Source organism: Roseateles flavus (assembly GCF_039872765.1).
Lineage (GTDB): Bacteria > Pseudomonadota > Gammaproteobacteria > Burkholderiales > Burkholderiaceae_C > Roseateles_B > Roseateles_B flavus.
This window is the reverse complement of record NZ_JBDPZC010000003.1, coordinates 419,001-441,460: the sequence shown is the minus strand read 5'-3', so window position 1 is coordinate 441,460 and position 22,460 is coordinate 419,001. Positions and strand designations below refer to the sequence as shown.

At 70.0% G+C, this 22,460-nt stretch carries 17 protein-coding genes; 4 read left to right on the top strand and 13 right to left on the bottom strand.

The window, feature by feature from the left end:
* Positions 1 to 16: 16 nt before the first annotated feature.
* The 6 genes from ABDJ40_RS09830 to ABDJ40_RS09805 all read right to left on the bottom strand — a co-directional run bounded on the left by ABDJ40_RS09830 (position 17) and on the right by ABDJ40_RS09805 (position 8,113).
* Positions 17 to 1,708: a nitrite/sulfite reductase gene (locus ABDJ40_RS09830; protein ID WP_347609151.1), complete on the bottom strand. Its 1,692-nt coding sequence runs from the start codon at positions 1,706 to 1,708 to the stop codon at positions 17 to 19.
* Positions 1,709 to 1,727: 19 nt separating this feature from the next.
* Positions 1,728 to 2,495, bottom strand: a complete 768-nt coding sequence (locus ABDJ40_RS09825; RefSeq protein WP_347609149.1) for a sulfite exporter TauE/SafE family protein — start codon at positions 2,493 to 2,495, stop codon at positions 1,728 to 1,730.
* Positions 2,496 to 2,756: 261 nt separating this feature from the next.
* Positions 2,757 to 3,122 (bottom strand): hypothetical protein, encoded by a 366-nt coding sequence (locus ABDJ40_RS09820; protein WP_347609147.1) that lies wholly within the window; start codon positions 3,120 to 3,122, stop codon positions 2,757 to 2,759.
* A gap of 157 nt (positions 3,123 to 3,279) precedes the next feature.
* The gene (locus tag ABDJ40_RS09815) at positions 3,280 to 5,979 is read right to left on the bottom strand and encodes a collagenase (protein WP_347609145.1); all 2,700 of its coding nucleotides are present in this window, start codon (positions 5,977 to 5,979) and stop codon (positions 3,280 to 3,282) included.
* A gap of 581 nt (positions 5,980 to 6,560) precedes the next feature.
* Positions 6,561 to 7,475 carry a DNA-binding protein YbiB gene (gene ybiB, locus ABDJ40_RS09810; RefSeq protein WP_347609143.1) on the bottom strand — a complete coding sequence of 305 codons (915 nt, stop codon included), beginning with the start codon at positions 7,473 to 7,475 and terminating at the stop codon, positions 6,561 to 6,563.
* Positions 7,476 to 7,480: 5 nt separating this feature from the next.
* Positions 7,481 to 8,113, bottom strand: a complete 633-nt coding sequence (locus tag ABDJ40_RS09805) for a thiol:disulfide interchange protein DsbA/DsbL (protein WP_347609141.1) — start codon at positions 8,111 to 8,113, stop codon at positions 7,481 to 7,483.
* Positions 8,114 to 8,481: 368 nt separating this feature from the next.
* Here ABDJ40_RS09805 and ABDJ40_RS09800 point away from each other — a divergent pair, with 368 nt between their 5' ends.
* On the top strand, positions 8,482 to 9,009 hold the full coding sequence (locus ABDJ40_RS09800; RefSeq protein WP_269629797.1) for a hypothetical protein: 528 nt from the start codon (positions 8,482 to 8,484) through the stop codon (positions 9,007 to 9,009).
* Positions 9,010 to 9,312: 303 nt separating this feature from the next.
* On the opposite strand, the gene ocd is transcribed toward ABDJ40_RS09800, so the two are convergent.
* Positions 9,313 to 10,359 carry an ornithine cyclodeaminase gene (ocd, locus tag ABDJ40_RS09795; RefSeq protein WP_347609139.1) on the bottom strand — a complete coding sequence of 349 codons (1,047 nt, stop codon included), beginning with the start codon at positions 10,357 to 10,359 and terminating at the stop codon, positions 9,313 to 9,315.
* A gap of 184 nt (positions 10,360 to 10,543) precedes the next feature.
* Here ocd and ABDJ40_RS09790 point away from each other — a divergent pair, with 184 nt between their 5' ends.
* Both ABDJ40_RS09790 and ABDJ40_RS09785 read left to right on the top strand, forming a co-directional pair.
* A complete protein-coding gene (locus ABDJ40_RS09790) occupies positions 10,544 to 10,969 on the top strand; it encodes an Lrp/AsnC family transcriptional regulator (protein ID WP_269629795.1) in 426 nt (141 codons plus the stop codon).
* Positions 10,970 to 11,023: 54 nt separating this feature from the next.
* Positions 11,024 to 11,878, top strand: coding sequence for a fumarylacetoacetate hydrolase family protein (locus ABDJ40_RS09785; RefSeq protein ID WP_347609136.1), 855 nt, complete (start codon positions 11,024 to 11,026; stop codon positions 11,876 to 11,878).
* Here ABDJ40_RS09785 and ABDJ40_RS09780 read toward each other — a convergent pair.
* Genes ABDJ40_RS09780 through ABDJ40_RS09770 form a run of 3 tightly spaced genes read right to left on the bottom strand, consistent with a single transcriptional unit; the run spans position 11,869 to position 18,214 of the window.
* Positions 11,869 to 12,555 carry a TVP38/TMEM64 family protein gene (locus ABDJ40_RS09780; RefSeq protein WP_347609134.1) on the bottom strand — a complete coding sequence of 229 codons (687 nt, stop codon included), beginning with the start codon at positions 12,553 to 12,555 and terminating at the stop codon, positions 11,869 to 11,871. The genes ABDJ40_RS09785 and ABDJ40_RS09780 overlap by 10 nt on opposite strands.
* Positions 12,552 to 16,382 (bottom strand): non-ribosomal peptide synthetase, encoded by a 3,831-nt coding sequence (locus tag ABDJ40_RS09775; protein WP_347609132.1) that lies wholly within the window; start codon positions 16,380 to 16,382, stop codon positions 12,552 to 12,554. The genes ABDJ40_RS09780 and ABDJ40_RS09775 overlap by 4 nt, the downstream gene beginning before the upstream one ends.
* Positions 16,379 to 18,214 (bottom strand): patatin-like phospholipase family protein, encoded by a 1,836-nt coding sequence (locus ABDJ40_RS09770; RefSeq protein ID WP_347609130.1) that lies wholly within the window; start codon positions 18,212 to 18,214, stop codon positions 16,379 to 16,381. Before ABDJ40_RS09770 ends, ABDJ40_RS09775 begins: the two co-directional genes overlap by 4 nt.
* 129 nt (positions 18,215 to 18,343) lie before the next feature.
* Here ABDJ40_RS09770 and ABDJ40_RS09765 point away from each other — a divergent pair, with 129 nt between their 5' ends.
* Positions 18,344 to 19,303, top strand: a complete 960-nt coding sequence (locus ABDJ40_RS09765; protein WP_347609128.1) for a patatin-like phospholipase family protein — start codon at positions 18,344 to 18,346, stop codon at positions 19,301 to 19,303.
* Here ABDJ40_RS09765 and ABDJ40_RS09760 read toward each other — a convergent pair.
* The 3 genes from ABDJ40_RS09760 to phaP all read right to left on the bottom strand — a co-directional run bounded on the left by ABDJ40_RS09760 (position 19,281) and on the right by phaP (position 21,878).
* Positions 19,281 to 20,288 (bottom strand): DUF3667 domain-containing protein, encoded by a 1,008-nt coding sequence (locus ABDJ40_RS09760; protein ID WP_347609126.1) that lies wholly within the window; start codon positions 20,286 to 20,288, stop codon positions 19,281 to 19,283. The two genes, ABDJ40_RS09765 and ABDJ40_RS09760, sit on opposite strands and share 23 nt — an antisense overlap.
* Positions 20,285 to 21,175, bottom strand: a complete 891-nt coding sequence (locus ABDJ40_RS09755; RefSeq protein ID WP_347609124.1) for a DUF3667 domain-containing protein — start codon at positions 21,173 to 21,175, stop codon at positions 20,285 to 20,287. Before ABDJ40_RS09755 ends, ABDJ40_RS09760 begins: the two co-directional genes overlap by 4 nt.
* Positions 21,176 to 21,320: 145 nt before the next feature.
* Positions 21,321 to 21,878 (bottom strand): TIGR01841 family phasin, encoded by a 558-nt coding sequence (phaP, locus tag ABDJ40_RS09750; RefSeq protein WP_347609122.1) that lies wholly within the window; start codon positions 21,876 to 21,878, stop codon positions 21,321 to 21,323.
* Positions 21,879 to 22,460 lie beyond the last annotated feature (582 nt).

Sequence of the window (22,460 nt, the reverse complement as noted above, 5' to 3'; positions counted from 1 at the left end):
GTCTCTCTTGCAGTCTTCAGCGCGCGGCGGTGGAGGAGCGGACGGCGTTGGCGGCAGCCTTGAAGGGCTCGATGCCGACGCGGCGCACGGTGTCGATGAAGCGCTCGGCGGCCTGGCGCTCGCGCTTGTAGGTGCTCACCACCGACTCGATCACGTCCCCCACCTCGTCGGCGGCGAAGGAGGGGCCGATCACCTTGCCGGCCTGCGAGGCGCCGGAGAGCGTGGAGCCGTCCGAGCCGCCCAGCGTGATCTGGTACCACTCGGTGCCGTCCTTGTCGACGCCGAGGATGCCGATGTGGCCGCTGTGGTGGTGGCCGCAGGAGTTGATGCAGCCGCTGATGTGCAGGTCGATGTCGCCGATGTCGTACTGCTCGTCCAGGTCCTGGAAGCGCTCGGTGATCTCGGCCGCGACGGGGATGGAGCGGGCATTGGCCAGCGCGCAGAAGTCGCCGCCGGGGCAGGCGATCATGTCGGTCAGCAGGCCGATGTTGGGCGTGGCGAAGCTGTTGTCGCGGGCGGCCTCGAACAGCGCCGGGAGGTCGCTCTCGCGGACCCAGGGCAGCAGCAGGTTCTGGTCGTGCGTCACGCGCAGCTCGCCGTGGCTGAACTGGTCGGCCAGCTGGGCGGCGGCGTCCATCTGGGCGTCGGTCGCGTCGCCGGGCGCCTGGCCCACGCGCTTGAGGGACAGCGTCACGGCACGGTAGCCGCTCAGGCGGTGGCCGTGCACATTGCGCTCCAGCCAGCGCTTGTAGGCGCCGGGCTGCACGCCCTCGAAGAGGTCAAGACCTGGCACCGCGGCCACGCCAGCCGGCACCACGAAGCTCGCGGCCACGCGGTCCAGCTCGGCCTGGGGGATGATGTGCTCGTGGCCGGCCGGGTCGTCCTGCAGGATCTGCGCGAACTCGCGGTTCACGTCGTCGAAGAAGGCCTGGCCTTCGGCCTTCACCAGGATCTTGATGCGGGCCTTGTAGGCGTTGTCGCGGCGGCCGTAGCGGTTGTAGACGCGCACGATGGCCTCGATGTAGACGAGGATCTGCTGCCAGGGCAGGAAGTCGCGGATCGTGGTGGCGATCACCGGCGTGCGGCCCATGCCGCCGCCCACCAGCACCTCGAAGCCGACCTCGCCGGCCTCGTTCTTCTTGAGCTGCAGGCCGATGTCATGCCAGGCGATGGCGGCGCGGTCTTCGCGGGCGCCGGAGATGGCGATCTTGAACTTGCGCGGCAGGAAGGCGAACTCCGGGTGCAGGGTGCTCCACTGGCGCAGCACCTCGGCGTAGGGGCGGGGGTCGACGATCTCGTCGGGTGCCACGCCGGCCGTGGCATCGCTGGTGATGTTGCGGATGCAGTTGCCGCTGGTCTGGATGCCGTGCATGTCCACGTCGGCCAGCAAGTCCATCACGTCAGCCGCCTGGGGCAGCGGGATCCAGTTGTACTGCAGGTTCTGGCGGGTGGTGAAGTGGCCGTAGCCGCGGTCGAACTCGCGGGCGATGCGGGCCAGCTGGCGCAGCTGACGCGAGGACATCACGCCGTAGGGCACGGCCACGCGCAGCATGGGGGCGTGGCGCTGCACGTACCAGCCGTTTTGCAGGCGCAGGGGGCGGAACTCGTCGTCGGTCAGGGTGCCGGCGAGGTTGCGCTCCAGCTGGTCGCGGAACTGCGCGGCACGGGCGTGGACGAACTGGCGGTCGAAGTCGGTGTAGGCGTACATGTCAGTTCAACTCAAGAATTCAGTGAAGCACTTTCCAGCCGGCCATCAGCAGGGAGGCGCACAGCAGGCTGCGGATCACGCCGTCGGGCAGACGGCGGGTGGCCTGCGCGCCCAGCCAGATGCCGGGAATGGAGCCGATCAGGAGGGAGCCCAGCAGGGCCCAGTCCACATGGCCCAGGCTGGCGTGGCCGAGGCCGGCGACCAGGGTCAGGGGCACGGCATGGGCGATGTCGCTGCCCACGATGTAGCGGGCCTGCAGCCGGGGGTGGATGAGCAGGATCAGGGTCGCGCCGATGGCCCCGGCCCCGATGGAAGACAGGGACACCAGCACGCCCAGGATCAGGCCGCTGATCACGGTCAGCGCGGGCTTGCGGGATTCAGGGATGTAGCGCTCCAGGCGCAGGCCCACGGCCTGCCAGGTGGGGCGGAAGGCCACGACCAGGGCGGTCAGGAAGAGGGCGATGCCCAGCGAGAAGGTGAGGGCGCTGGCCCAGCCCTTGGTGAGGCCGCTGAAGTGCATCAGCGCCACGGTGGCCAGGGAGGCGGGGATGCTGCCGGCCAGCAGCTGGCGGACGATGTCCCAGCGCACATGGCCGTGGCGGCTGTGCGCCACGGAGCCGGAGAGCTTGCTGAGGCCGGCGAACCAGAGGTCCGTGCCGATGGCCACGGCCGGGTTGAGCTTGAAGACCGAGAGCAGCAGGGGCGTCATCAGCGAGCCGCCGCCCACGCCGGTGACCCCGACGATGGCGCCGACGCCGAAGCCGCTCGCAACCGCAATCCAGTCCACATCCGCTCCCTGTGGCAGCCCCCATTGGCAGCCTAGGTGGCGGACTGTAGAAGTCCTTTATATATATGAGAACTACTGAATCGTAGATTGCTTATGGTCTAAATGGAATATAGACCTGATGCAAGTCAAAACAGCTCATCGTCGCGGGCAAACGCCGGCCCGCTGGCAGCTCAGCGCTCGAAGGTGTCAATGACACGCTTCTGGGCTCGCAGGGGGCTCAGGCCGATGCGCTGCGCGACGCGCTGGCCCAGGTAGCGCGCGTCATCGGCCGGCCTTCGCCGCGGCTGGGGGCGCGGCAACGCTGGCGCCCGGTCCCGGACGCCGGTACAGATCGATGCGGGCGCGCAGCATCTGGCAGCTGAGCTGCGCCGCGCGGTCCACATGACCGTTTCTGCGCTGGAGATCGGCGGCCATCAGCTTCAGGTCGGTGTCGTCATCCACGCCAGGGCGCATATAGGCCGTCCCCAGGGTGTCCAGGCCTGCACGGCAAGAGGCCAGGGCCCGGTCGAAGTGTCCGGCCGCAAGCATGGATTCCCCGTCGCGGAGCAATTCGTCGACCGACGGGGTGGCCCATGCCGGCAAGGTGGCCAGCGTCGGGGCAAGGATGAGGTAGGCAAGTGGCTTCATCGCTGGAGGCTCCATCGCGCAAGGCAGCGAGCATGCCGCCGGACTGCATTGTGAAACCGTTTCCAGGCGGCCAAGCACCGACGGCGCCTCCGCATGTCTGCAGAGGCGCCGCCGAATTGGTGAGCCGGGAGACTCCCGGCCCGTCATCTCAAGACGCTCAGTACTTGGTGCTCAGGCTCACCCCGCTGAACGCCGTCTTGCCCGACACCGTCAGGTAGACGTAGCCCGGCGTGTACACCGGCACCACCACCGTCTCCGCATTGCCGCTGCTGGTGGAGCGGTAGTTGTGCGAGGTCGGCGAGGCCCAGCCCTGGGTGTTGACGTAGAGGTCCGCATTGCCGCTGCCGCCGCTGGTGCTGATGCTCAGCTGCACATTGGGCTTGTCCACGTAGATGAAGTAGTACAGCAGGTCACCCGCGTTGCCGGCCAGGCCGGTGCGGACGCAGCCGTTGCTCATGCTGTCGGTACGCGTGGGGCAGGTGGAGGGCACCGTGCCGGAGACCGACACCGACTTCGAGGTCGTGGTGCTCAGACCGCTGTTGTCCGTCACCTTGAGCTTCACCGTGTAGGTGCCGCCGGTGGCGTAGGTCTTGGCGGGGTTGGACAGGGTCGAGGTGCTGCCGTCACCGAAGTCCCACAGGCGGCTGGCGATGGTGCCGTCAGCGTCGGTGGAGGTGTCGGTGAAGTAGGCGGTGAGACCCGTGGTGCCAACAGAGAACGCGGCAACCGGCGGCTGCGAAGTCGGATTCGAGACGCTCACCACCTGGGTCGTCGTGGTGCTCAGGTTGCTGTTGTCCGTGACCGTCAGCTTGACCGTGTAGCTGCCGGGGGCGGCGTAGGTCTTGCTGGGGTTGGCGGCGGTGGAGCTGCTGCCGTCACCGAAGTTCCAGACGCGGCTGGCGATGGTACCGTCGGCGTCGGTGGAGGTGTCGGTGAAGCCCACGGTCAGGCCGGAGACGCTGGTCTTGAACGAGGCCACCGGCGCCTGCTGGGCGGTGCTGCCGCAGTTCACGCCGTTGGTGCCCACGGTGCCCAGCCAGCTGCGGAACTCGCTGTCGTAGCGGCTGCCGATGGTGGACTTGAGCAGATTGCGCGCTCCCGTCCAGTCGCCCTTGCGGTACAGGCCCAGCAGGGTGGTGACGTCAGCGCGGTGCTTCTCCATCATGAAGCTGACGGCCAGGTAGCCCCAGTTGTAGATGCGCGTCTGGTCGGCGTTGTCGTAGGTGGTGTCGAACAGGGTGCTCAGGGCATAGCGCAGGGTGCCTGCCTCGGTGAGGGCATTGCTGTAGCGCACATTGCGATAGCAGTAGGACACGTGCTCGGCCAGGCCTTCGACCCACCAGACGGTCGGGGTGGTCATGTTGGCGCTGAAGTCGCCGTACATGTCGAAGCGGCCGTCCAGGTAGTGGGTGTACTCATGGTTGAGGTTCCACACCTCGAACGTGGGCCGCGACCACTCGGCCTCATAGGCGTAGAAGCGCGGCACATTGCCGGCCTGGGCCGGATTGCCTTCGATGTACATGCCACCGTTGTTGGTGTCGATGCCGAAGAGCGCGCCGGCGTAGTCCTGGTAGTCCGAGCTGCTGTCGAAGACCACCAGCTCCAGGCTGCTGTTGTTGTCATTGGCGACAGGCGTGCGGTTGGTCTGCAGCTTGTTGTGGAAGTAGGCCTCCTCGTTGATCACCGAGGTGCAGGTGGCGTTGAGCTCGGCGGCCGTCATGGACTGGGCACGCAGGGTCAGGCTCGGGCTGCAGACCTGCTTCAGCGGCAGCACGGCGGCCTCGGCGCGGGGCTTCCAGTTGCAGCTGCCATAGGTGTTGCACTGGCCGGGGTCGTAGTAGTCCGTCATGTCGGCCAGACCCACCCAGATGGCCTGGCTGGACGTGCCCAGGCCGCCGCGGTTCATCAGGGCCTGCACCTGCGGCCGGGTGGTCGAGATGATGGTGGGGTACTGCAGGAAGCGCGACAGCTCCTTGGCGGCATTGCTGACCAGGTAGCTTTCGGTGGTGCCGATCAGGCCCCAGTTGCGGTTGGCGAAGTTGCTGACCGCGGTCTGCAGCGACAGATCGGACTTCACCAGGGCCTGGTAGTCGGCGTTCTGGTGACCGCGCCACAGCACGGTGAAGGTGTTGTTGACCGCGACCTTCATGTAGTACGAGCTGTTCCAGCTGCTGGTGTAGGAGTCCAGCAGGCGCTTGACCACCCAGGCGTAGCGCGCGTTCTCCGTGGAGGAGTCGATCAGGATGACCGACTCCGCCAGCACCTCGCCGTTGGCGTCCGACACGCCGAAGATGCTGCCGTTGGCATAGAGCGTGTCCAGGGCGCCGCGCAGCGCGCTCTTCAGGGTGCTGCCATAGGTGCCCACCGAAGCGCTGTCGTTGTACTGCACGTAGTAGCCGGCGCGCAGGAACAGGATCAGCTGCAGCACGCCGCTGCTGTTGGTGCCGTTGTAGCCCGAGGCGTAGCTGCGCAGGCCGTCGGCGACGCTGCGCATCTGGGTCTCGTTGAAGGCGCGCTGGGCGTCGGTGCCGCGCAGGCTGAAGAGCGAGTTGACGCAGTCCGCCGTGCTGGTGCGCACCGCCTCGACCAGGGCGCTGCCGGTGCGGGTGGTGAAGAGCGTGGTGTCGCAGGAGGCGGCCAGCGCTGCCTTGCTGGTGACGCTGAGCTTGCTGCGCCGGACGTTGTCAGTGCTGGGCCGCGAGCGTTCCGCAGACACGGGCGGGCGGTCCTTGGCATCGACCGTGCGGTGCTCCGCGTGGCTGTGGGCTGCGGGAAGGCGGCTGTCCGCCTGCTGGTTCTGCGGCAGCGGGCCCGCAGGGATGGCATCGGCGTGGGACAGGCTCAGGCAAAAGGACATGGCGAGGCCAAGCCCCGTCAGAGTGGGGGTTCGCATAGGAGGGGTTCCGATTTGTTTAGAGGGGACGAGTCCCGGCCGGCCGGACCGGGAACTACAGGCTCGCGTAAGGGCCGAGCCCTGCATCAGCAGTCCTGCGTACCACAACGATGTACATCTGCTGATGACAATATATTGGACGTACGCAGGAAATATTTAACAAGAGGAAATCCCTGGGGTGTTGGTGACGCTTTGTATCGACTTGCGCCAGGAGGACCTTCTCGCCTAGGCGCCGCGGCGGCGGCGGCCCTGGCGGCGAGGCTTCGCACCGTCAGGTGACTCCGCGGAAACCCGCATGCGGAGGGGCGGGAGTGCGACGCCGCCGGGCCTGCGCCGGGCCTGGCGCGGCACCGATCCGGGTGCCGCGAGCGCGGCCAGGTCAGGGTTGGGGCGGGGCCGTCAGCCGTGGGGCCAGGTCCCGCGAAGGGGGGCGCCCAGGCTGAAAACGTGCGGATGGCAGAACGGCTGGTAACCAGTTCGCACAAATCGTGCGGGTCCGCGGCGCCGGGTGGGCCCGCCAATCGCCTGTGCTTCAGGCCCGTGCTTCAGGCCCGCGCCAGGGCGTCCAGGGCCTCGACCTGCTCCTCGATGCGCGCCGGCAAGGGGCGCCGGCCGGAGAGGAAGTCCTGGATCAAGGCCGCGTTGTCATCGATGCCCGGCAGCTCCAGCAGCGGCTGGTTCAGGTCATCGTCGCCCGTCTGCAGCTCGGAGCTGCCGTCGGGGCCGAAGCGGCGCATCCAGGCCTTGCGGCGCAGGTGGGCATGGGCCTCGCCTTCGCAGGCGCGCATCAGCAGGGCCTGGCCGCCGCTGTCCCGGCAGAGGGCGGGCAGGGCTTCGCTCATGCTGTCCAGGTATTCGGGATGGGTGACCGCCACCACGCGCAGACTGCGCCCGGGCGCCGGGTCCAGCAGCTTGGCCATGATGTGCGCGCTGTTGCGTACGCCCAGGCGCGGGCGCAGGGCCATCAGCGCGTCCAGGCCGGGGCACAGCAGGTCCAGGGGGGCGACCGCCGGCCGGCCGGCCGCGAGCGCGGCGGCCAGGTCGGTGGCCTGCTCAAGGCCCAGGGCCCGGAGGAGATCGAAGGAATTCTCCCGGCTGTCGAAGTCATGACGGCCATGGATCAGCACGGGCACGCCCCGCCGTGCCAGCAGCAGGGCCACCAGCGGCATCAGATTGGCCAGCTTGCGGGCCCCGTTGAGGGCCGGCAGCAGGACCAGGCGCGGCCCCGCGGGCGGCTCGATCCTGGCGGTGCGCGCCTGCAGGGCGTCATGGAAGCCCAGCAGCTCGTCGCAGCTTTCACCCTTGATGCGCAGGGCGATCAGCAGGGCGCCGAGCTCCATGTCCGGCACCCGGCCATCGAGCATGTCGCCATACAGGGCGGCGGCCTGTGGCCGATCCAGGCTGCGCGCTCCCCGCGCGCCACGCCCGACTTCCTTGATCAGCGCACCATAGCCGGCCATGGGGCTCAGGCCCGGGGCAGGGTCAGCAGGTGGTCGATGGCAGCCAGGGCCTCGGGATAGCCCTGGGCGATGGAGGGGCTGGTCACCCAGCGGCCATTGACGACGACGGTCGGCACGCCATGGCTGGTGACCGCCTGCCCCAGGCTGGTGGCCTGCTGGCACTTGGACTGCACGCCGAAGGATTCCGCCGTCTGCTTGAAGCGCGCGCCATCGACGCCCAGCTTCACCAGCTCGGCCTGGGCGCTGTCCAGGGTCTGGAACTTGGTGAGGTCCGCCTGCACCGCCTTGAAGACACTGCTGTGCAGGGCTTCCAGCTGGCCCATGGCTTCCAGGGCGTAGTAGACCTTCTGCGTCACCCGGGCGATGGGATTGATGACCATGGGGACCCGGCGGAACTGGACCTTGGCCGGCTTGCGCGCCAGCCACTGGTGCAGAGACGGCTCGAAGGCATGGCAATGCGGGCAGGTGTAGGAGAAGAACTCCAGCACCTCGCCGTCGGCAGCCGCGCCGGGCAGGGGCGTGGACAGCTTCAGGTATTGCCGGCCTTCGGTCGGCCGGACTTGTGCCTGGCTCAGCGCAGGCACGGCAAGCATGGACAGGCTGGCGCTGCCCTGGACGATGAATTGACGCCTTTGCATAGACCCTCTCGGTGACAGATGCCGCATTGTGCAGGATCAAGGCCACCCGGCCAGGGACCCGCGGGAAGGCTTCAGTCGGACCTAAGTTTCGAGACGCCGCGCCTGTGTGGAACGGCCTGTGCCGCGACACTGCACGGAGCCGGCGGGAGGCCGAGCGCTCGGCTGAGCACGAAGCTGGGGCCGAGGCGCGAGGGGCTTGCAAGGTCTCGTGATGGGCCTTTGCTTGTCACCCGGGTGACACTGGGGCGGCCACTGTGGCATCCAGCCTGCAGGCGCCGTCCCCTTTCCTAACGACACAAGTCTGCTTCTGTGACGCGACCGTTACACTAGCGCACACAGGGAGTTATCCAGTTGTATGGGGATACCTCATGAAAACCAGAGAAGTATTGATCTACACCGGTGAACAGTTCACCGTTCCGCAGGGCGTGCAGCGCATCGATTCACGTTCCACCCACGGTTGGCAGCTGCGCTACGGCGGCACCAAGTTCTATTCGGACAGCAAGTTCCCCGGCGGAGCCGGTGGTGCCCTCGCCGCGGCGACCAAGGAACTGCTCAAGCGCGTGGCCAAGCTCCCGGCCCCCACCCGCCTCAAGCCCGAACCCAACGCCAACAAGACCAGCGAGCTGCCGGTGGGCATCTCCGGCCCCATCGTGCGCCAGCGCCGCGGCAAGCTGAGGGATTGCAGCTTCACCGTGCTCCTGCCCCGTTATGGTGAGCCGGCACGCCGCCGCAGCGTCTACATCGCTTCCGAGTCCACCTACACCGTGGAGCGCTACATGCAGGCCCTGGAAAAGGCCGTGCTGCTGCGCCAGGAAGCCGAGGAGCTCTACCGTCAGGAGGCCACCAAGGCCAAGCGCCGGGAGGCGCGCGCCTTCAAGGCCAGCCTGGCCGCCTGAGGCAGGGCGGACTTCGAGGCAGCCCCCGCAGGGATGCTGCCTCGAGTGGCCTGACCCAGGCCGATGGGCCCCGGCTGCGCCGGCGCCGTCTCATGAAGAATGCAGAGCAGGGCCGCCAGCAGGGCCAGGGTCTGGACCCCCAGCACCCGTCTCAGTTCGGGACTCATGCAACACCTCCATGCTTCAGCCACCCGGGCGGCCCTGCCTGTGGCGGCGCCGCTGGGGTGGCATCTTCGGTGTTGCCGACCGGCGCCCCTATCACTCCATCGGGGGAGGGGGCGCCGCCCGCAAGGGTGAGCCGGCTCAGGCGGCCCGGCGCTGGGATTCGGCCTCGGGCGTGATCAGTTCGCCGAAGAGGTCCTTGGGGTCGGCCATGCGCGGCACCAGGCTGATCTCGCTGCCCAGGCCCAGTTCACGGGCGCAGTCGCGCAGCAGGCGCAGCATGGAGAAGTCCTCCAGTGCAAAGCCTACGGAGTCGAACACGGTGATCTCCTGCGCGTCACGGCGGCCAGGCACCTGGCCGGACAGCACACGCCAGAACTCGGTCACGGCGAAGTCGGCAGGCATCTGCTGGATGTCCCCCTCGATGCGCGACTGAGGCTCGAACTCCACGAACACGCTGGACTGCTCCAGCACGCCGCGGTGCAGCTCCGTCTTGCCGGGGCAGTCTCCGCCCACGCCGTTGATGTGCATGCCGGGCTCCAGCATTTCGGGCGTGATGATGGTGGCATTGGTCTTGTCGGCGGTGACCGTGGTGACGATGTCCGCGCCCTTCACTGCCTCGGCCGTGCTCTGGCAGGGAACCAGACGCAGGCCCGGCACGGATTGGAGATGGCGCATCAGCTTGGCGGTGGCTGCGGGGTCGATGTCGAAGAGACGGATCTCCTCGATACCCAGCAGGTGGTGGAAGGCCAGGGCCTGGAATTCGCTTTGCGCGCCATTGCCGATCAGGGCCATGGTCTTGGCATCAGGACGTGCAAGCCGCTTGGCGACCATTACCGAGGTGGCGGCCGTGCGCAGCGCCGTGCTGATGGTCAGCTCGGACAGCACTTGCGGCGTGCCGGTGGCCATTTCGGCCAGGGCGCCGAAGGCCATCACGGTGGACAGGCCGAAACGGTAGTTCGTCGGGTGGCCATTCACGTACTTGAAGGTGTAGAGCTCGTGGTCGGCGATGGGCATCAGCTCGATCACGCCGTCCGCCGAATGAGCGGCGATGCGGGGCGTCTTGTCGAAGTCCTGCCAGCGCAGGTAGTCGGCTTCCAGATAGCCCACCAGGCGCTTCAGCAGCTCGGGAAGGCCCATTCGTCGGGTCATTGCAGCCACATCGTGGGTGCTCAGCAGGAGTGCCATGAGAAGTCTCCGTTGTTGTGATGGACATGATTCTTCTCAAGCCTGGCGTTAGAAAGAAGCGCAAGAGTTGTTCAAAAACTCAAGGTTCATTGCCATTTCGGCAGTAGAAATTGCCAAAATGGCAAAATCCCCCTCGCACCCGGGCCTTGAGATCGCACGAGGCCCCCTTCCGCCGGAGCCACCCATGGATACCCTCGACCAGCAATTGATGGCGCTGCTGCGCCAGGACGCCCGCGCCACCGTGGCCACGCTGGCGGCCAAGCTCAAGGTCTCGCGCGGGACGGTCACCAACCGGATCGCCAAGCTGGAAGACAGCGGCGTGATCGTCGGCTACACCGTCAAGCTGCGGCCCGACGTCACGCCCAATGCCATCACCGCCTGGATGAGCATCGCGGTGGAGGGCAACAAGACCCGCGAGGTGATCGCCATCCTGCTGGGCGAGCCCGGCGTGTCCGGCCTTTTCGACACGAACGGCCGCTGGGACCTGCTGGCCGAGCTGCGCGCCGCCACCCTGGGCGAGCTCGCCGAGGTGCTGGAGCGGGTGCGCCTGATCAAGGGCATCGGTGCCACCGAGACCAGCATCCACCTGCAGACCTACAAGCTGTCCTGAACGGAAACCCGGGGGCCGTAGACTGGCCCCGGCCATTCACATCGAGGAGCACGCATGAAGCTGATGCGCTGGGGCGCGCCCGGAGCCGAGCGCCCGGGCCTGGTGGACGATGACGGGCAGCTGCGCGATCTCAGCGCCCACTGCCCCGTGCTGGACGGCGCCGCGCTGGCGCCCGAGGTCCTGGAGCGGCTGCGCCGGATCGATCCAGCGCGCCTGCCGCTGCTGCCGCCCGAGACCCGCCTGGGCCTGCCCTGGAGCGGCATGGGCAAGTTCCTTTGCGTGGGGCTCAACTACGCGGACCACGCCGCCGAGGCCGGCATGGCCGTGCCGGCCGAGCCGGTGCTGTTCATGAAGCCGCCCTCCTGCGCCATCGGCGCCCGGGACACCGTCTGGCTGCCCCGGGGCTCGACGCGGACAGACTGGGAGGTGGAGCTGGGCGTGGTGATCGGCCGCCAGGCCAGCTATGTGGACGAGGCGGATGCGCTGTCCCACGTGGCCGGCTACTGCGTGGTCAACGATGTCTCTGAGCGCGAGTACCAGCTGGAGCGCGGCGGCACCTGGGACAAGGGCAAGGGCTGCGACAGCTTCGGCCCCATCGGCCCCTGGCTGGTCACGGCGGACGAGGTGGCCGACCCGCAAGACCTGACCCTCTGGCTGGACCTCAACGGTCAGCCCATGCAGCGCGGCAGCACGCGCACCATGGTCTTCGGCGTGGCTCAGCTGGTGAGCTACATCAGCCGCTTCATGACGCTTTACCCGGGAGACCTGATCTCCACCGGCACGCCGCCCGGCGTGGGCATGGGCCGCAAGCCGCAGCCCGTCTACCTGAAGGCGGGTGACGAGATGCGACTGGGCGTGCAGGGCTTGGGCGAGCAGCAGCTGCGGGTGCAGGCACGGCCTCAGCCCTGAGGGCGCGCCCGGCGGCGGCGCCAGCCCAGCAGCGCGGCCGCCGCGGCAATCAGCGCGGCGATGCCGGCGGCCACCGGCAGGTCCAGGCGCCCGAGCAGGCGCAGCAGCGGGTCAAGAAAGAGGCCCATGACCAGGGTGCTGGGCGCCATGCCGATCCAGGTACCCAGCAGCATCTGCCAGGGGCGGATGTGGGTGGCGCCCGCCACCATGTTCACCACCGCGAAGGGCGCGATGGGCGTCAGGCGCATCAGGATCACGGCCAGCAGACCACGCCGGCCCAGGGCCTCGCTGAGCAGGCGCACCCGCGGACCGGCCAGGCGCAGCAGCAGCGCATGGCCCAGCCCGTGGCCGATGCGGTGGCTCACCAGCGCGGACAGCCCGGCGGCGGCAAAGCACAGCGCCATGCCCCAGGCCGGGCCGAAGGCGGCGATCACCAGCAGGCTCAGCACCACCAGGGGCAGCGCCAGGCACAGGGCGGCGCTCATCATCAGCCAGACGGCCAGCGGCCCCAGCGCGGCGGCCTGAGCGCGCAGCCACTGCAGGGCCTGCCCGCCGCGCAGCCAGGCCTGCCAATGGTCTTGCTGCCAGGCCCAGGCCAGCAGCAACAGGCCCGTCAGCAGGACGAACAGCAGGACCAGGCGCCATCGCAGGCCCGGTGCCAGCGCAGCCCGGCTCATGGCTCGATCCTGGTGCCCATCAGCGCGAGCAGGCTGTCGGCCAGGTGCTGCACATGCTCGGGCTCGAACATGGAGCCATGCAGGCCGCGCACCGCGGTGCTGCGCAGGCGCTCGCCGAAGAGCCGCTGCCAGCCCTGGAAGAGCAGGCGGTTCCAGCGCAGCAGGCCGGTGGTCTTGAGCAGCCAGACCGGGCTGCTGCAGGGCTCGACCCGGTGGCTGCGCAGGGCCATGACCTGGGCCACCAGGCCGGGGTCGGCGAACATGGCGCCCAGGCGGCGGCCATTCATGCTGAGGTCCTGCACATGCAGTCGACGGACCAGCCAGCCCAGGGCGCGCCAGGAGCTGGTGCCACCGATGACGGCTTCCGGGTGGATGCTGTCCAGCAGCACCAGGCCCTGCGGCGCGAGCCCGCGGGCTTCCAGCGCCCGGCAGCAGGCCAGGGCACTGACCCCGCCCACCGAGAATCCGGCCAGCCAGAAGCGCCGCGAGGGCTCGCTCGCGATCGCATCGGCATAGACCTCGGCCAGCGCGCCCATGTGCGCCGGGGCCTCGCGCGGCGGCTGCAGCATCAGCACGCTCAGCCGGCCTTCCAGCGCACGCGCCAGGGCCTGCAGGCGCAGCACGTCGCCATGGCCGGAGGCCGCGACGTACAGGCGCGGCGCCTGCATGTCTCGGCTCAGGGACAGAAGGACGCCCTCGGCGGCCTGCGGTGCGGCCAGGGCGAAGGCGAGCTGGCGCACGGTGGGGTGGTCCACGATCAGCTGCAGGGGCAGGCGGCGCCCCAGCCGCTCCTCCATGGCCGCCAGGATGGCGAGCGCTGCCAGGGAATCTCCACCCAGGTCGAAGAAGTTCTGCTCCAGGCCGACGACGGTCCGTTTCAGGTGCTCGCGCCACAGGTCCTGCAGCGCTGCCTCCAGCGCGGTGGCGGCGCGGGGCTCGGCCAAGGGGCCCGTGGCGTGCGCGGGCGGTGGCAGCCGCTCCAGCAGCAGCTTGCCGCTGCTGTTCAGCGGCAGCTCCGGCAGCAGGGTGAGGCTGGCGGGCACCATGTAATCGGGCAGGCGCTGGCGCAGCAGGGCGGCCAGGGTGGGCTCGGCCTGGGCGCGCGGGCCTGCCAGCCAGGCATGCAGTCGCGGGCCGTCCCCCATGTCCAGGCACTGCACGGCGGCCTGGTGCACGCCGGGCAGCTTGAGGCAGGCCGCCTCCACGTCGCCCAGGTCGATGCGGTAGCCGCGCAGCTTCAGCTGGCGGTCGCACCGGCCGGCGAAATGCAGGCGGCCCTGGACGTCCAGCCAGCCGCGGTCCCCGCTGCGGTACATGCGCTCGCCGGGGTGGAAGGGGTCGGGCAGGAAGGCAGCGGCCGTGTCCTGCGGGTCCAGGTAGCCCAGGGCCAGGGTCGGTCCGGCCAGCCAGACCTCGCCGCTGACGCCGAAGGGCTGCGGGCGCTGCTGCTCGTCCAGCACGTAGATGCGGGTGTCGTCCACCGCGGGGCCCAGGGGCAGGGCCTCGGTCTCGGGCCAGGGCTCGCAGGGCCAGGCGCTGGCGAAGATGCAGGCTTCCGTCGGCCCGTAGACGTTGAAGAGCGCGGCGCCCGTCTCCGCGAGGAAGCGGTTGGACAGGGCCGGCGCCAGCACCTCGCCGCCGCAGCAGGCCACGCGCAGGCTGGGCACCGGGTGCTTCTGCAGGCCGGCCAGCAGACCGGCCAGGCTGGAGGGCACCAGGGCACAGAAGCTGGCGCGGTGGCGCTGCATGAAGGCCGCCAGGCGCTCGGGATGGTGGCGGCCCGGCGGCATCAGGGCCACGCTGCCGCCCTGCACGAGCGGCAGCAGCAGCTCGATCAGGGCCGGGTCGAAGCTGGCTTGCACCTGTTGCACCGAGCGGTCCTGCGGGCCGATCTGCCAGCGCCGTGCCAGCCAGGCCAGGCGCCGCGCCAGGGCGTCGTGGCCCATGCGAACAGCCTTGGGCCGGCCGGTCGAGCCCGAGGTGAAGAGCAGGTAGGCGGCGTCAGGCAGCGGGCGCGCGGCGCCGGCCAGGGCCGGTGCGTCGAGCAGCTCGCCCAGCGGCGTCAGGCTGATGCCTGGCAGCATGCCCGTGCTCCAGCGCAGCACCTCCTGGCGCTGGCCCAGCAGCAGGGCGGGCGCGGCGGTCTCCAGCAGCTCCGCCAGACGCTCCCCGGGCAGCTCGGTCGACAGGGGCAGCACGCAGGCGCCGCAGCGCCAGGCCGCCAGCAGGGCCGCCAGCAGGGCCGGGCTGCGGTCCAGCAGCAGGGCGACCACCTGGCCCGGGCGAAGGCCCGCGCGCAGCAGGGCCGACTCCAGGCTCAGGCTGCGCTGCTGCAGTTCGGCATAGCTCATGGACTGAGCCTGCCCGGCGGCATCGTCCCAGACCAGGGCCACGGCCTCGGGATTCAGCCCGGCCTGCCGGCTGAACTGCAGCCACACCGGCTGTGGCGCCTCGGTGCTGGCCAGGTTCTTGTGCAGGCCGTGGATGAGGGCCCAGGACTCCTCGGCGGGCATCAGGGCGGGGGCGTCGAGCGGGCTGTCCAGCGCGTCGGGCAGCAGCTTCATGAGATGCCAGAGCCGGCGCAGCAGCAGCTCGGCCTCGTCGGCCTCGAAGCAGCGCTCAGACAGCTCCAGCACGAGCTCCACCTCTTCGGCGTCACCGAACTCGCACAGGGTCAGGGCCAGCGGGTAGCGGGCCTCCTCGGCAAAGCTCTGGCGCGCCTGCTCCAGGCGGCAGGCGCCGAAGCCCAGGGCATAGCTCTGGCGCTCCAGGGACACCATCACGTCCAGCAGGCTGTCCCGGCCGCTGCGCATCAGTTGCAGGCGGTGGGCGGTCTCGCTGAGCGGGTAGCGGGCATGGCGCAGGCCGGTGCGGGCCTGGTGGCGGCCTTCAGCCAGCAGGGCGCCGATGCTCATCTGCGGACGCAGGTGCAGCAGCAGGGGCTGGACGCTGACGAACATGCCCAGGGTCTGCCGCCAGCGCGCACCGCCGCGGTTGAGGCTGGGCATGCCCACCGCCAGGTGCTCGATGCCGCGGCTGCGCTGCAGGTACAGGGCGATGGCGCAGAGGGCGGCATCAAAGAGGCTGGCTTCCTGCGCCTGCAGTGCGGCCTGCAGGGGCTGGAGCTCGCGCCGCGGCACTTGCAGGCGGGCGACGTGGGCGCGCGGCAGCCGGTCGGGGGCGCGCAGGGCATGGCGTGGCGGCAGGGCCGGTTCCTGCAGCGTGGGCCATTGCCCGGCCCAGTAGTCGGAGTCGCGCAGGCAGGCGGCGCTGCCGAGGTAGTCGCGCCCGGCTTCGATGAAGGCCCGGTAGGCGCCGGGAAGCTCGCGCGCGGGGGTCAGGTCTTGCTGGAGCTGGGTGTAGCGTTCGGTCCAGCGCTGCATGAAGAGTTGGGTGGACCAGCCGTCCATGACGAGGTGGTGGAAGCGGATGGACAGGCCGTGCAGGGCATGGCCGTCGCTCAGCAGCACGCAGCGCCAGGGCGGGGCGCGGCCGAGGTCGAAGCGCTGGTGGCATTCCCGGTGCCACCAGTCCAGCATGGCGGAACGCGTGTCGCGACCGGGATCAAGGGGCAGGATGTCCAGCGGCGCGGCGAACTGCTCGAGCAGGCGCTGGCCGCCCTCGTCCGGCAGCGGCTGCAGGCGCAGGGCCTCGTTCTCATCCACCAGCTGCTGCAGGCTCAGGCGCAGCAGGGCGAGGTCCAGCGGCCCATGCAGGAAGGCGAAGCCGCCGATGTGCAGGTGCACGCTGCCCGGCCAGGCGCGCTGGTCCAGCCAGACCTCGCGCTGGCTCAGGGACAGGGGCAGGGTGGCCTGCGCCTCGCTCATCGCCTCCGGCCTCCGGGGGCCAGGTCTTGCCATTGCTCGACCTGCTGCAGGGCGTGGCGATAGCCTTCGTCAGCAATCTCCTGGGCGCGGGCATAGGCCATCAGCGCGTAGCGGCTGAGGTCGGGCTGCAGGTAGACGTCGGCCTGCGCGATGGTGCGGCCGCGCTGGCTGGCCCCGCCTACGTGGCCGGCGGCGTAGAGGATGTCGGCGATGCCCGGGGCGGACGGGGCGCTGCGCCGGATCAGCGAGCGCAGCCGGCTGCCGGCGCTGAGGCGGTGCAGCTGCGGGTCGGCGCGCAGTTCGGCGCGCGCATCGACGTCGATGGCGATGATCTGCCCGTTGCCGCGCCGCCGCTCCAGGGGCGTGCCCAGGCGCACGCGCATGGCCTGGACCGGCACGTTCTCCAGGATGGCGCCGTCCACCAGCAGGTCGCCGTCCTGCAGCACGGGGGGCAGCAGGCCGGCGGGCGAATTGCTGGCGAGCACGGCGCGCCACAGCGGCCCCTGGTCCAGCACCGCCGTGCTGCCGCGGCTCAGGTTGCAGCTGGCGGCGAAAAAGGGGCGCCACAGGCACTCGATCTGCTGCTCGCCGAAGAGGGCGCGCAGGTCGCGCTCGATGCGCCGCCCGCCCACCAGCGACACCAGCGGCAGCGTGAGCCGTTCGCCGCCGGTGGCGAAGCGGCGCGTCTGCGCCAGCACGGTGGCGATGTCATGGCCCTGGGCCAGCTGGGCGCCGATCAGGGCGCCCATGCTGTTGCCGCCGATGAGATCCACCGGCACGCCCGCCTCGCGCAGCGCGCGCAGCACCCCCAGGTGCGCGAAGCCGCGCGCGCCGCCGCCGCCCAGCACCAGGCCCACGGCCTGGCCGGTGAGGAAGCGGGCCAGGCGCGCCACGTCCTCGTCATGGCCTTCGCGCAGCGGGTAGACGCGCTCCAGCTGGCGTTCGACCGACCAGGGCTGCGGCGCCTCGGCATCGCGCGCGGCGGCCGGGTGCAGCAGGGCCAGGTGCTGGCGCTTGAGGGACCAGCCGGTCTCGCGCTGCAGCTGGCGCTCGATCTCGCTGAGCCCCGGGCCGCTGCCGGCGCGGGCCACCAGCACGAGCTGGTCGGCGTGGCGGAAGGCGTAGCGTGTCCAGTCGCTGGCCTGTGGGTCGGCCTCGTAGACCAGGTAGTCATGGCTGTCGTCCAGCTCCGGCAGACGATCGCGGGGCCAGGGCTGGCCGTCCAGGCGCAGGGTCTGCTCGGGGCCGTGCTCCAGCAGATGGCCGGCGCGGCCTCCGTGGCCCAGGGCCTGGCTCAGCTGGCGGGCCAGCGTGGCGGCGGCCTGGCGGGTGGCCGCGTCGGGCGACAGGGGCAGCACGAGAAAGGTCTGCGCCAGCCGCTGCTCGCTGCCGTCGGCCTGGTTGCGCAGCCGGTCCGCCACCGTCTTGATCATGACCCGGCTCAGCTCCAGCGGGTGCAGCAGCAGCAGGGCCTCGTAGGCCTGGCGGTCCAGCAGAGCGACCAGGGAGTCCCGCAGCGCGGTGACGTGCTGGGCGCGCGCCTGCTGCAGGATCATGGCCAGCTCGCCCACGCTCTGGCCGGGATGGAACTGGTTGTAGAGCAGCAGCTCGCCGGCGGGCGTCTGGCGCCAGGCGCGCAGGCCGCCGCTGAGGACCACGGCCATGCTGTCCGCCGGCTCGCCCTCATGGAACAGCGGGCTGCCACCTGGCACGGTGTGCAGGCGCATCGCGGCGGCCAGGGCCAGGCGCAGCGCATCGGACAGCGGGCCGAACACCGGGCTGCTGCGCAGCATGGCGGCGATGCGTTCCCTGACCTGTTCCGATTCGTCCACGCACGACTCCCCGGTGGGCGCGCCTGGCAGGCGCAGGCGCTGCTGCATTGTGGCATCGCGCCCGGCGGCGGGGAGGCAAGACGTGGCCCCGGCGCCGCAGTGCCGGCCGGCTCAATAGAATGCCGCGCCATGCGATCGTCTGATATTGCGGCCACTGTCCGCCCCCGTCGTGCCGCTTTGGCGGCCCTGCTCGCCCTGGGCCTGGCCGCCTGCGCCACCGCGCCCACCCGCAACCCCGGCACGGAGACACCGCCGCCCCAGCCCGTGCAGCCGGTCGACCCCGTCGTGCCCCTGCCGCCCCCGAAGCCACCCAAGCTGGGCCTGGCCCTGGGCGGCGGCGCGGCGCGGGGCTTCGCGCACATCGGCGTGATCCAGGTGCTGGAGGAGAACGGCATCAAGGTCGATCTGGTGGCGGGCACCTCGGCGGGCAGCCTGGTGGCCTCGCTCTACGCCTCGGGCAAGAACGGCAAGGAGCTGGCCCAGATGGCCGAGTCCATGGACGAGGGCGCCATCACCGACTGGGCCTTCCCCACCCGGGGCCTGATCCGCGGCGAGGCGCTGGCGCGCTTCGTGCGTGAGAAGACCGGCCACCGCCTGATCGAGCAGATGCCCCTGCCGCTGGGCATCGTCGCCACCGACCTCTCGGACGGCTCGCCCATCCTCTTCCGCACCGGCGACACGGGCGCCGCGGTGCGCGCCTCCAGCTCGGTGCCGGCGGTGTTCCAGCCGGTCAAGATCGGCCAGCGCGAGTATGTGGACGGCGGCCTGGTGGCGCCGGTGCCGGTGCGCTTCGCCAAGCAGATGGGCGCCGAGCTGGTCGTCGCGGTGGACATCTCCGAGCCGCCCGAGGCCAAGCCGCCCGGCGACGCCATGCGCATGCTGCTGCAGACCTTCTCCATCATGGGCCGCTCCATCAACAACTTCGAGCTGCGCGAGGCGGACGTCATCATCCGCCCCAGACTGGAGGGCGTGGGCAGCGCCGACTTCTCGGCCCGCAAGCGCAGCATCCAGGCGGGGCGCGAGGCTGCGCTGGCCGCCATGCCCCAGCTGCGCCAGCGTCTGGCGGCTAAGACGCGAACAGGTAGATGAACACGGCCGTCATCACCAGGCCCAGGCTGACGGTGTAAGCCACCATCAGGCCGAAGGCGCGGGGCAGGGTGCTCCACCAGCGCGTGCCGTAGACGCGGTGCAGGGCGAGCAGCGGGTGGACCACCATGGCCAGCGCGCAGAACACCGCCACCGGCTCGGCCTTCAGCGTCAGCAGGGCCAGCATCGCGAACCAGAAGGCGTGCTGGTGCAGGGCGAAGACCAGGTGCTCGGTGTAGCGGCGGCGCTTGTCCACGTAGAGCAGCTTGAGCCACAGCGCGAAGGCCGGCAGCAGCACGAACATGGCCTGGCCGAGGTGGTCCAGGGCCCGGGAGGGGAGGTCGGCGAACTCTTGCCGGGCGGTCTCCGGGTCGGCCGTGAGGCGGCGTTCGAGGCGCTTGCAGACCTTGTCACTGAAGCCTTCGCAGTAGAACTTCCCCTGGTGCATGCCGGCCCGCCAGCCGCCCAGCTCGATCATGGTCAGCTCGGCGCGGTCCTTGTCGTCGATGATCAGGCCGCGGTGCACCCGCTGTGGCCCGCTGGCCACCCGGGCCGGTTTCAGCGCACCGGTGCCGGCCTGCGGCGTGGACTGTGGCGCGGAGGCGGCCGCGGGCGGACCGTCGGCGGGCGCGTCGTCCGTCCATTCCAGCTGGCTGTTGAAGCGCAGGGCCAGCAGCAACACCACGGACATCGTCAGGTACAGCCGCAGCGGCAGCACGTAATGCCGGCGGCGGCCCGCGAAGTACTCCAGCGTCAGCTGCCCGGGGATGAAGAGCCGCCACAGCGTGCGCCACAGCGCGCCCTCGGTGGAGAAGTAGGCGCCGCCGAACTGCTGGATGAACTCGCCCAGCGAGGGCGCCTTGACTTCGGTCTCCTGGCCGCAGTGGCCGCAGAAGCGCGGCCGCGGCTCGGGCAGCGCGCTGCCGCAGTTGGCGCAGTGGCCGGGCACGGGGGAGGGGACCAGCAACTGCCTGCGAAACCAGTTCATGAGACCACGGACCAGAGGACGGAGAGGATGAACATGCCGAATATCAGCACGGCCTGCGTCGCCAGCAGCAGCACGGCCCGCCAGGCCGTGCCCCACCAGCCGCGCCCGTAGACCCTGCGCAGGGCCAGCAGGGTGTAGCCCTGGCTCCACGCCAGCGCGCCCAGGGGCAGCGGGGACGGCAGCGCGACCGCCCACAGGGCCAGAAACCACACGCAGTGCAGGTGCAGGGCGAAGACCAGGTGCTCGGTGTAGCGCAGGCCCTGGCCGTCACGGCGCCATTGCAGCAGCTTCAGCAGCAGGGCGAAGACCGGCAGCAGCACGAACATCGCCCGCCCCATGCTGCCGATGACCTGCTCCGGCGCCGCCTGCACGGCCTGCACCACGGTGCCGGGATCCTGCTCCAGCCGGGCCCGGGCGCGCGTGCAGTACCAGTCCGGCAGCCCGGTGCAGACGAACTGCCGGTGCTCCATGGCCAGCACGACCGGCGGGATCCCCACCACGGAGAAGGTGCCAGTCTGCAGGCTCTGGCGGGTGCGTTCGGCTTTCTCCTCGCTGAAGGGCGCATGGCCCAGGAGCTTCAGCAGGGCCAGGGTCAGCACGCTGATGGTGAGGTACAGGCGCAGGGGCAGCACATGGCTGCGGCGCTTGCCGCGCAGGTAGTCCGCCGTCAGGGCGCCGGGTCGCGTCAGCAGCAGCTTCAGCGTGCGCCACAGGGCGCCTTCGGTGGAGATGTAGGCCCCGCCGAACTGCTGGAGGAACTCCATCAGCGTGGGCGCCCGGACCCGCGCCTCCTGGCCGCACTGCGCACAGAAAGGCGCGGGAGGCCGGGCCAGCGGCGCCTCGCAATTGGGGCAGTCGACAAGGGAAGGGGCGGCGCGCTCGCTCATGGTCAGGCGCGGATGCTAGCAGCGCCTGCACGGAGGTCAGGCCCGGGGAAGTCCATAAAAAAAGCCCGAGGCACAAGGCATCGGGCTTCAAGGGTACCTGGGTGACGCGGTCACCACGGGGTACCGAGGAGACAACTCGTCAGATTCAGGCGGAGGCGGAACGCTTGGCGCGGCTGCTGCCTTGCGAGGCCTTCACGGCGGTGTTGGTCACGGCCTCGAAGTTGGCCTCGGCCACTTCGGTGGCTTGCTTGGCGGCCTTCTGGATGTTCTCGATGGCGTTGTTGGCGGCGGCCACGGCGGACTTCACCAGGGCCACGGCGTTCTCGGTGCCGGCCGGGGCGTTCTTGGCAGCGGTGTCGACCACGGCGTTGAACTTGGTCTGCGCTTCGGCGAACTGGGCCTCGGCGACCTTGGCCACTTCGGCGTTGGTGGCGGTGGCGATGTCGTACAGGTGACGGCTGTAGGCGGCGGCCTTCTCGGCGCTGGGTTGCAGCAGCGAGGTCTGCAGGGCCAGCAGCTCTTGCGCGTCCTTCACGGACAGGGCGGCCTGGGTGTTCTCGGCGGCTTCAGCCAGGGTGGCCTTGGCCACCTGCAGGTTCAGCTCGACCAGCTTCTCCACGCCTTCGAAAGCCTTGTTGGTCAGACCGAACAGGGTCTCGATATTGGCCTTGTGGGCGGCGAAGATTTGTTCAGCAGTCAGCATGATGCTCTCCTAAGTCTGAGCGGGGCGACCCGCGGGATTCCTGATGGATACTTGGTGACAGCGATAATGTTGCACTGCAACATGAAATGAATTGTGGAGGCTTCCGGGGCGGCTTGCAAGCACTTTTTGCTGCGATGCAGCAAAAGGGGGCAAATCGGCGGGAAAGCGACGATCCGGGAGGATCGTCACAGCCGGGTCACAGCAGCGCTGTGTCTGCGGCCGTGGGCCCTGCAGGGGGCCAGCCACATCGGGGCGAGCAGCGAACTTCGCAAGCAATTGAAACGTCCTGCGCACGAAACGTCGCCGCGAGGCAACTGCGTGCCGGCGCCCGCGCGCGGATGTCCGGATAGCGGCCATTGCGATGCGCCTGTCACGGTCCCGCCGCGCAGCCTGCGCCTGGCCGGCAGCCCCGCGTCTTCCTGGGTCAGGGCCGGATTGTGAGGGATGCTCTTCTGGGGGTTAGCAACCCGGCAGCGCTGGAGCCCGCTGTCAAGGTGTGGTGGCGCTGATTCGCCCCGGCGCGACAGCCGGGATGATCCGTGAGCACTGCTGCCGCGAGGAGGATCTGCACGGCCTCACAAG

Excerpts from the sequence above, each read along its gene's own strand:
- ABDJ40_RS09775 (WP_347609132.1), bottom strand. The coding sequence starts at position 16,382 with ATGAGCGAGGCGCAGGCCACCCTGCCCCTGTCCCTGAGCCAGCGCGAG.
- ABDJ40_RS09805 (WP_347609141.1), bottom strand. The coding sequence starts at position 8,113 with ATGCAAAGGCGTCAATTCATCGTCCAGGGCAGCGCCAGCCTGTCCATG.
- ABDJ40_RS09820 (WP_347609147.1), bottom strand. The coding sequence starts at position 3,122 with ATGAAGCCACTTGCCTACCTCATCCTTGCCCCGACGCTGGCCACCTTG.
- ABDJ40_RS09800 (WP_269629797.1), top strand. The coding sequence starts at position 8,482 with ATGAAAACCAGAGAAGTATTGATCTACACCGGTGAACAGTTCACCGTT.
- ABDJ40_RS09760 (WP_347609126.1), bottom strand. The coding sequence starts at position 20,288 with ATGAACTGGTTTCGCAGGCAGTTGCTGGTCCCCTCCCCCGTGCCCGGC.
- ABDJ40_RS09790 (WP_269629795.1), top strand. The coding sequence starts at position 10,544 with ATGGATACCCTCGACCAGCAATTGATGGCGCTGCTGCGCCAGGACGCC.
- ABDJ40_RS09815 (WP_347609145.1), bottom strand. The coding sequence starts at position 5,979 with ATGTCCTTTTGCCTGAGCCTGTCCCACGCCGATGCCATCCCTGCGGGC.
- ABDJ40_RS09765 (WP_347609128.1), top strand. The coding sequence starts at position 18,344 with ATGCGATCGTCTGATATTGCGGCCACTGTCCGCCCCCGTCGTGCCGCT.
- ABDJ40_RS09785 (WP_347609136.1), top strand. The coding sequence starts at position 11,024 with ATGAAGCTGATGCGCTGGGGCGCGCCCGGAGCCGAGCGCCCGGGCCTG.
- ABDJ40_RS09755 (WP_347609124.1), bottom strand. The coding sequence starts at position 21,175 with ATGAGCGAGCGCGCCGCCCCTTCCCTTGTCGACTGCCCCAATTGCGAG.
- ABDJ40_RS09830 (WP_347609151.1), bottom strand. The coding sequence starts at position 1,708 with ATGTACGCCTACACCGACTTCGACCGCCAGTTCGTCCACGCCCGTGCC.
- ABDJ40_RS09780 (WP_347609134.1), bottom strand. The coding sequence starts at position 12,555 with ATGAGCCGGGCTGCGCTGGCACCGGGCCTGCGATGGCGCCTGGTCCTG.
- phaP (WP_347609122.1), bottom strand. The coding sequence starts at position 21,878 with ATGCTGACTGCTGAACAAATCTTCGCCGCCCACAAGGCCAATATCGAG.
- ybiB (WP_347609143.1), bottom strand. The coding sequence starts at position 7,475 with ATGGCCGGCTATGGTGCGCTGATCAAGGAAGTCGGGCGTGGCGCGCGG.
- ocd (WP_347609139.1), bottom strand. The coding sequence starts at position 10,359 with ATGGCACTCCTGCTGAGCACCCACGATGTGGCTGCAATGACCCGACGA.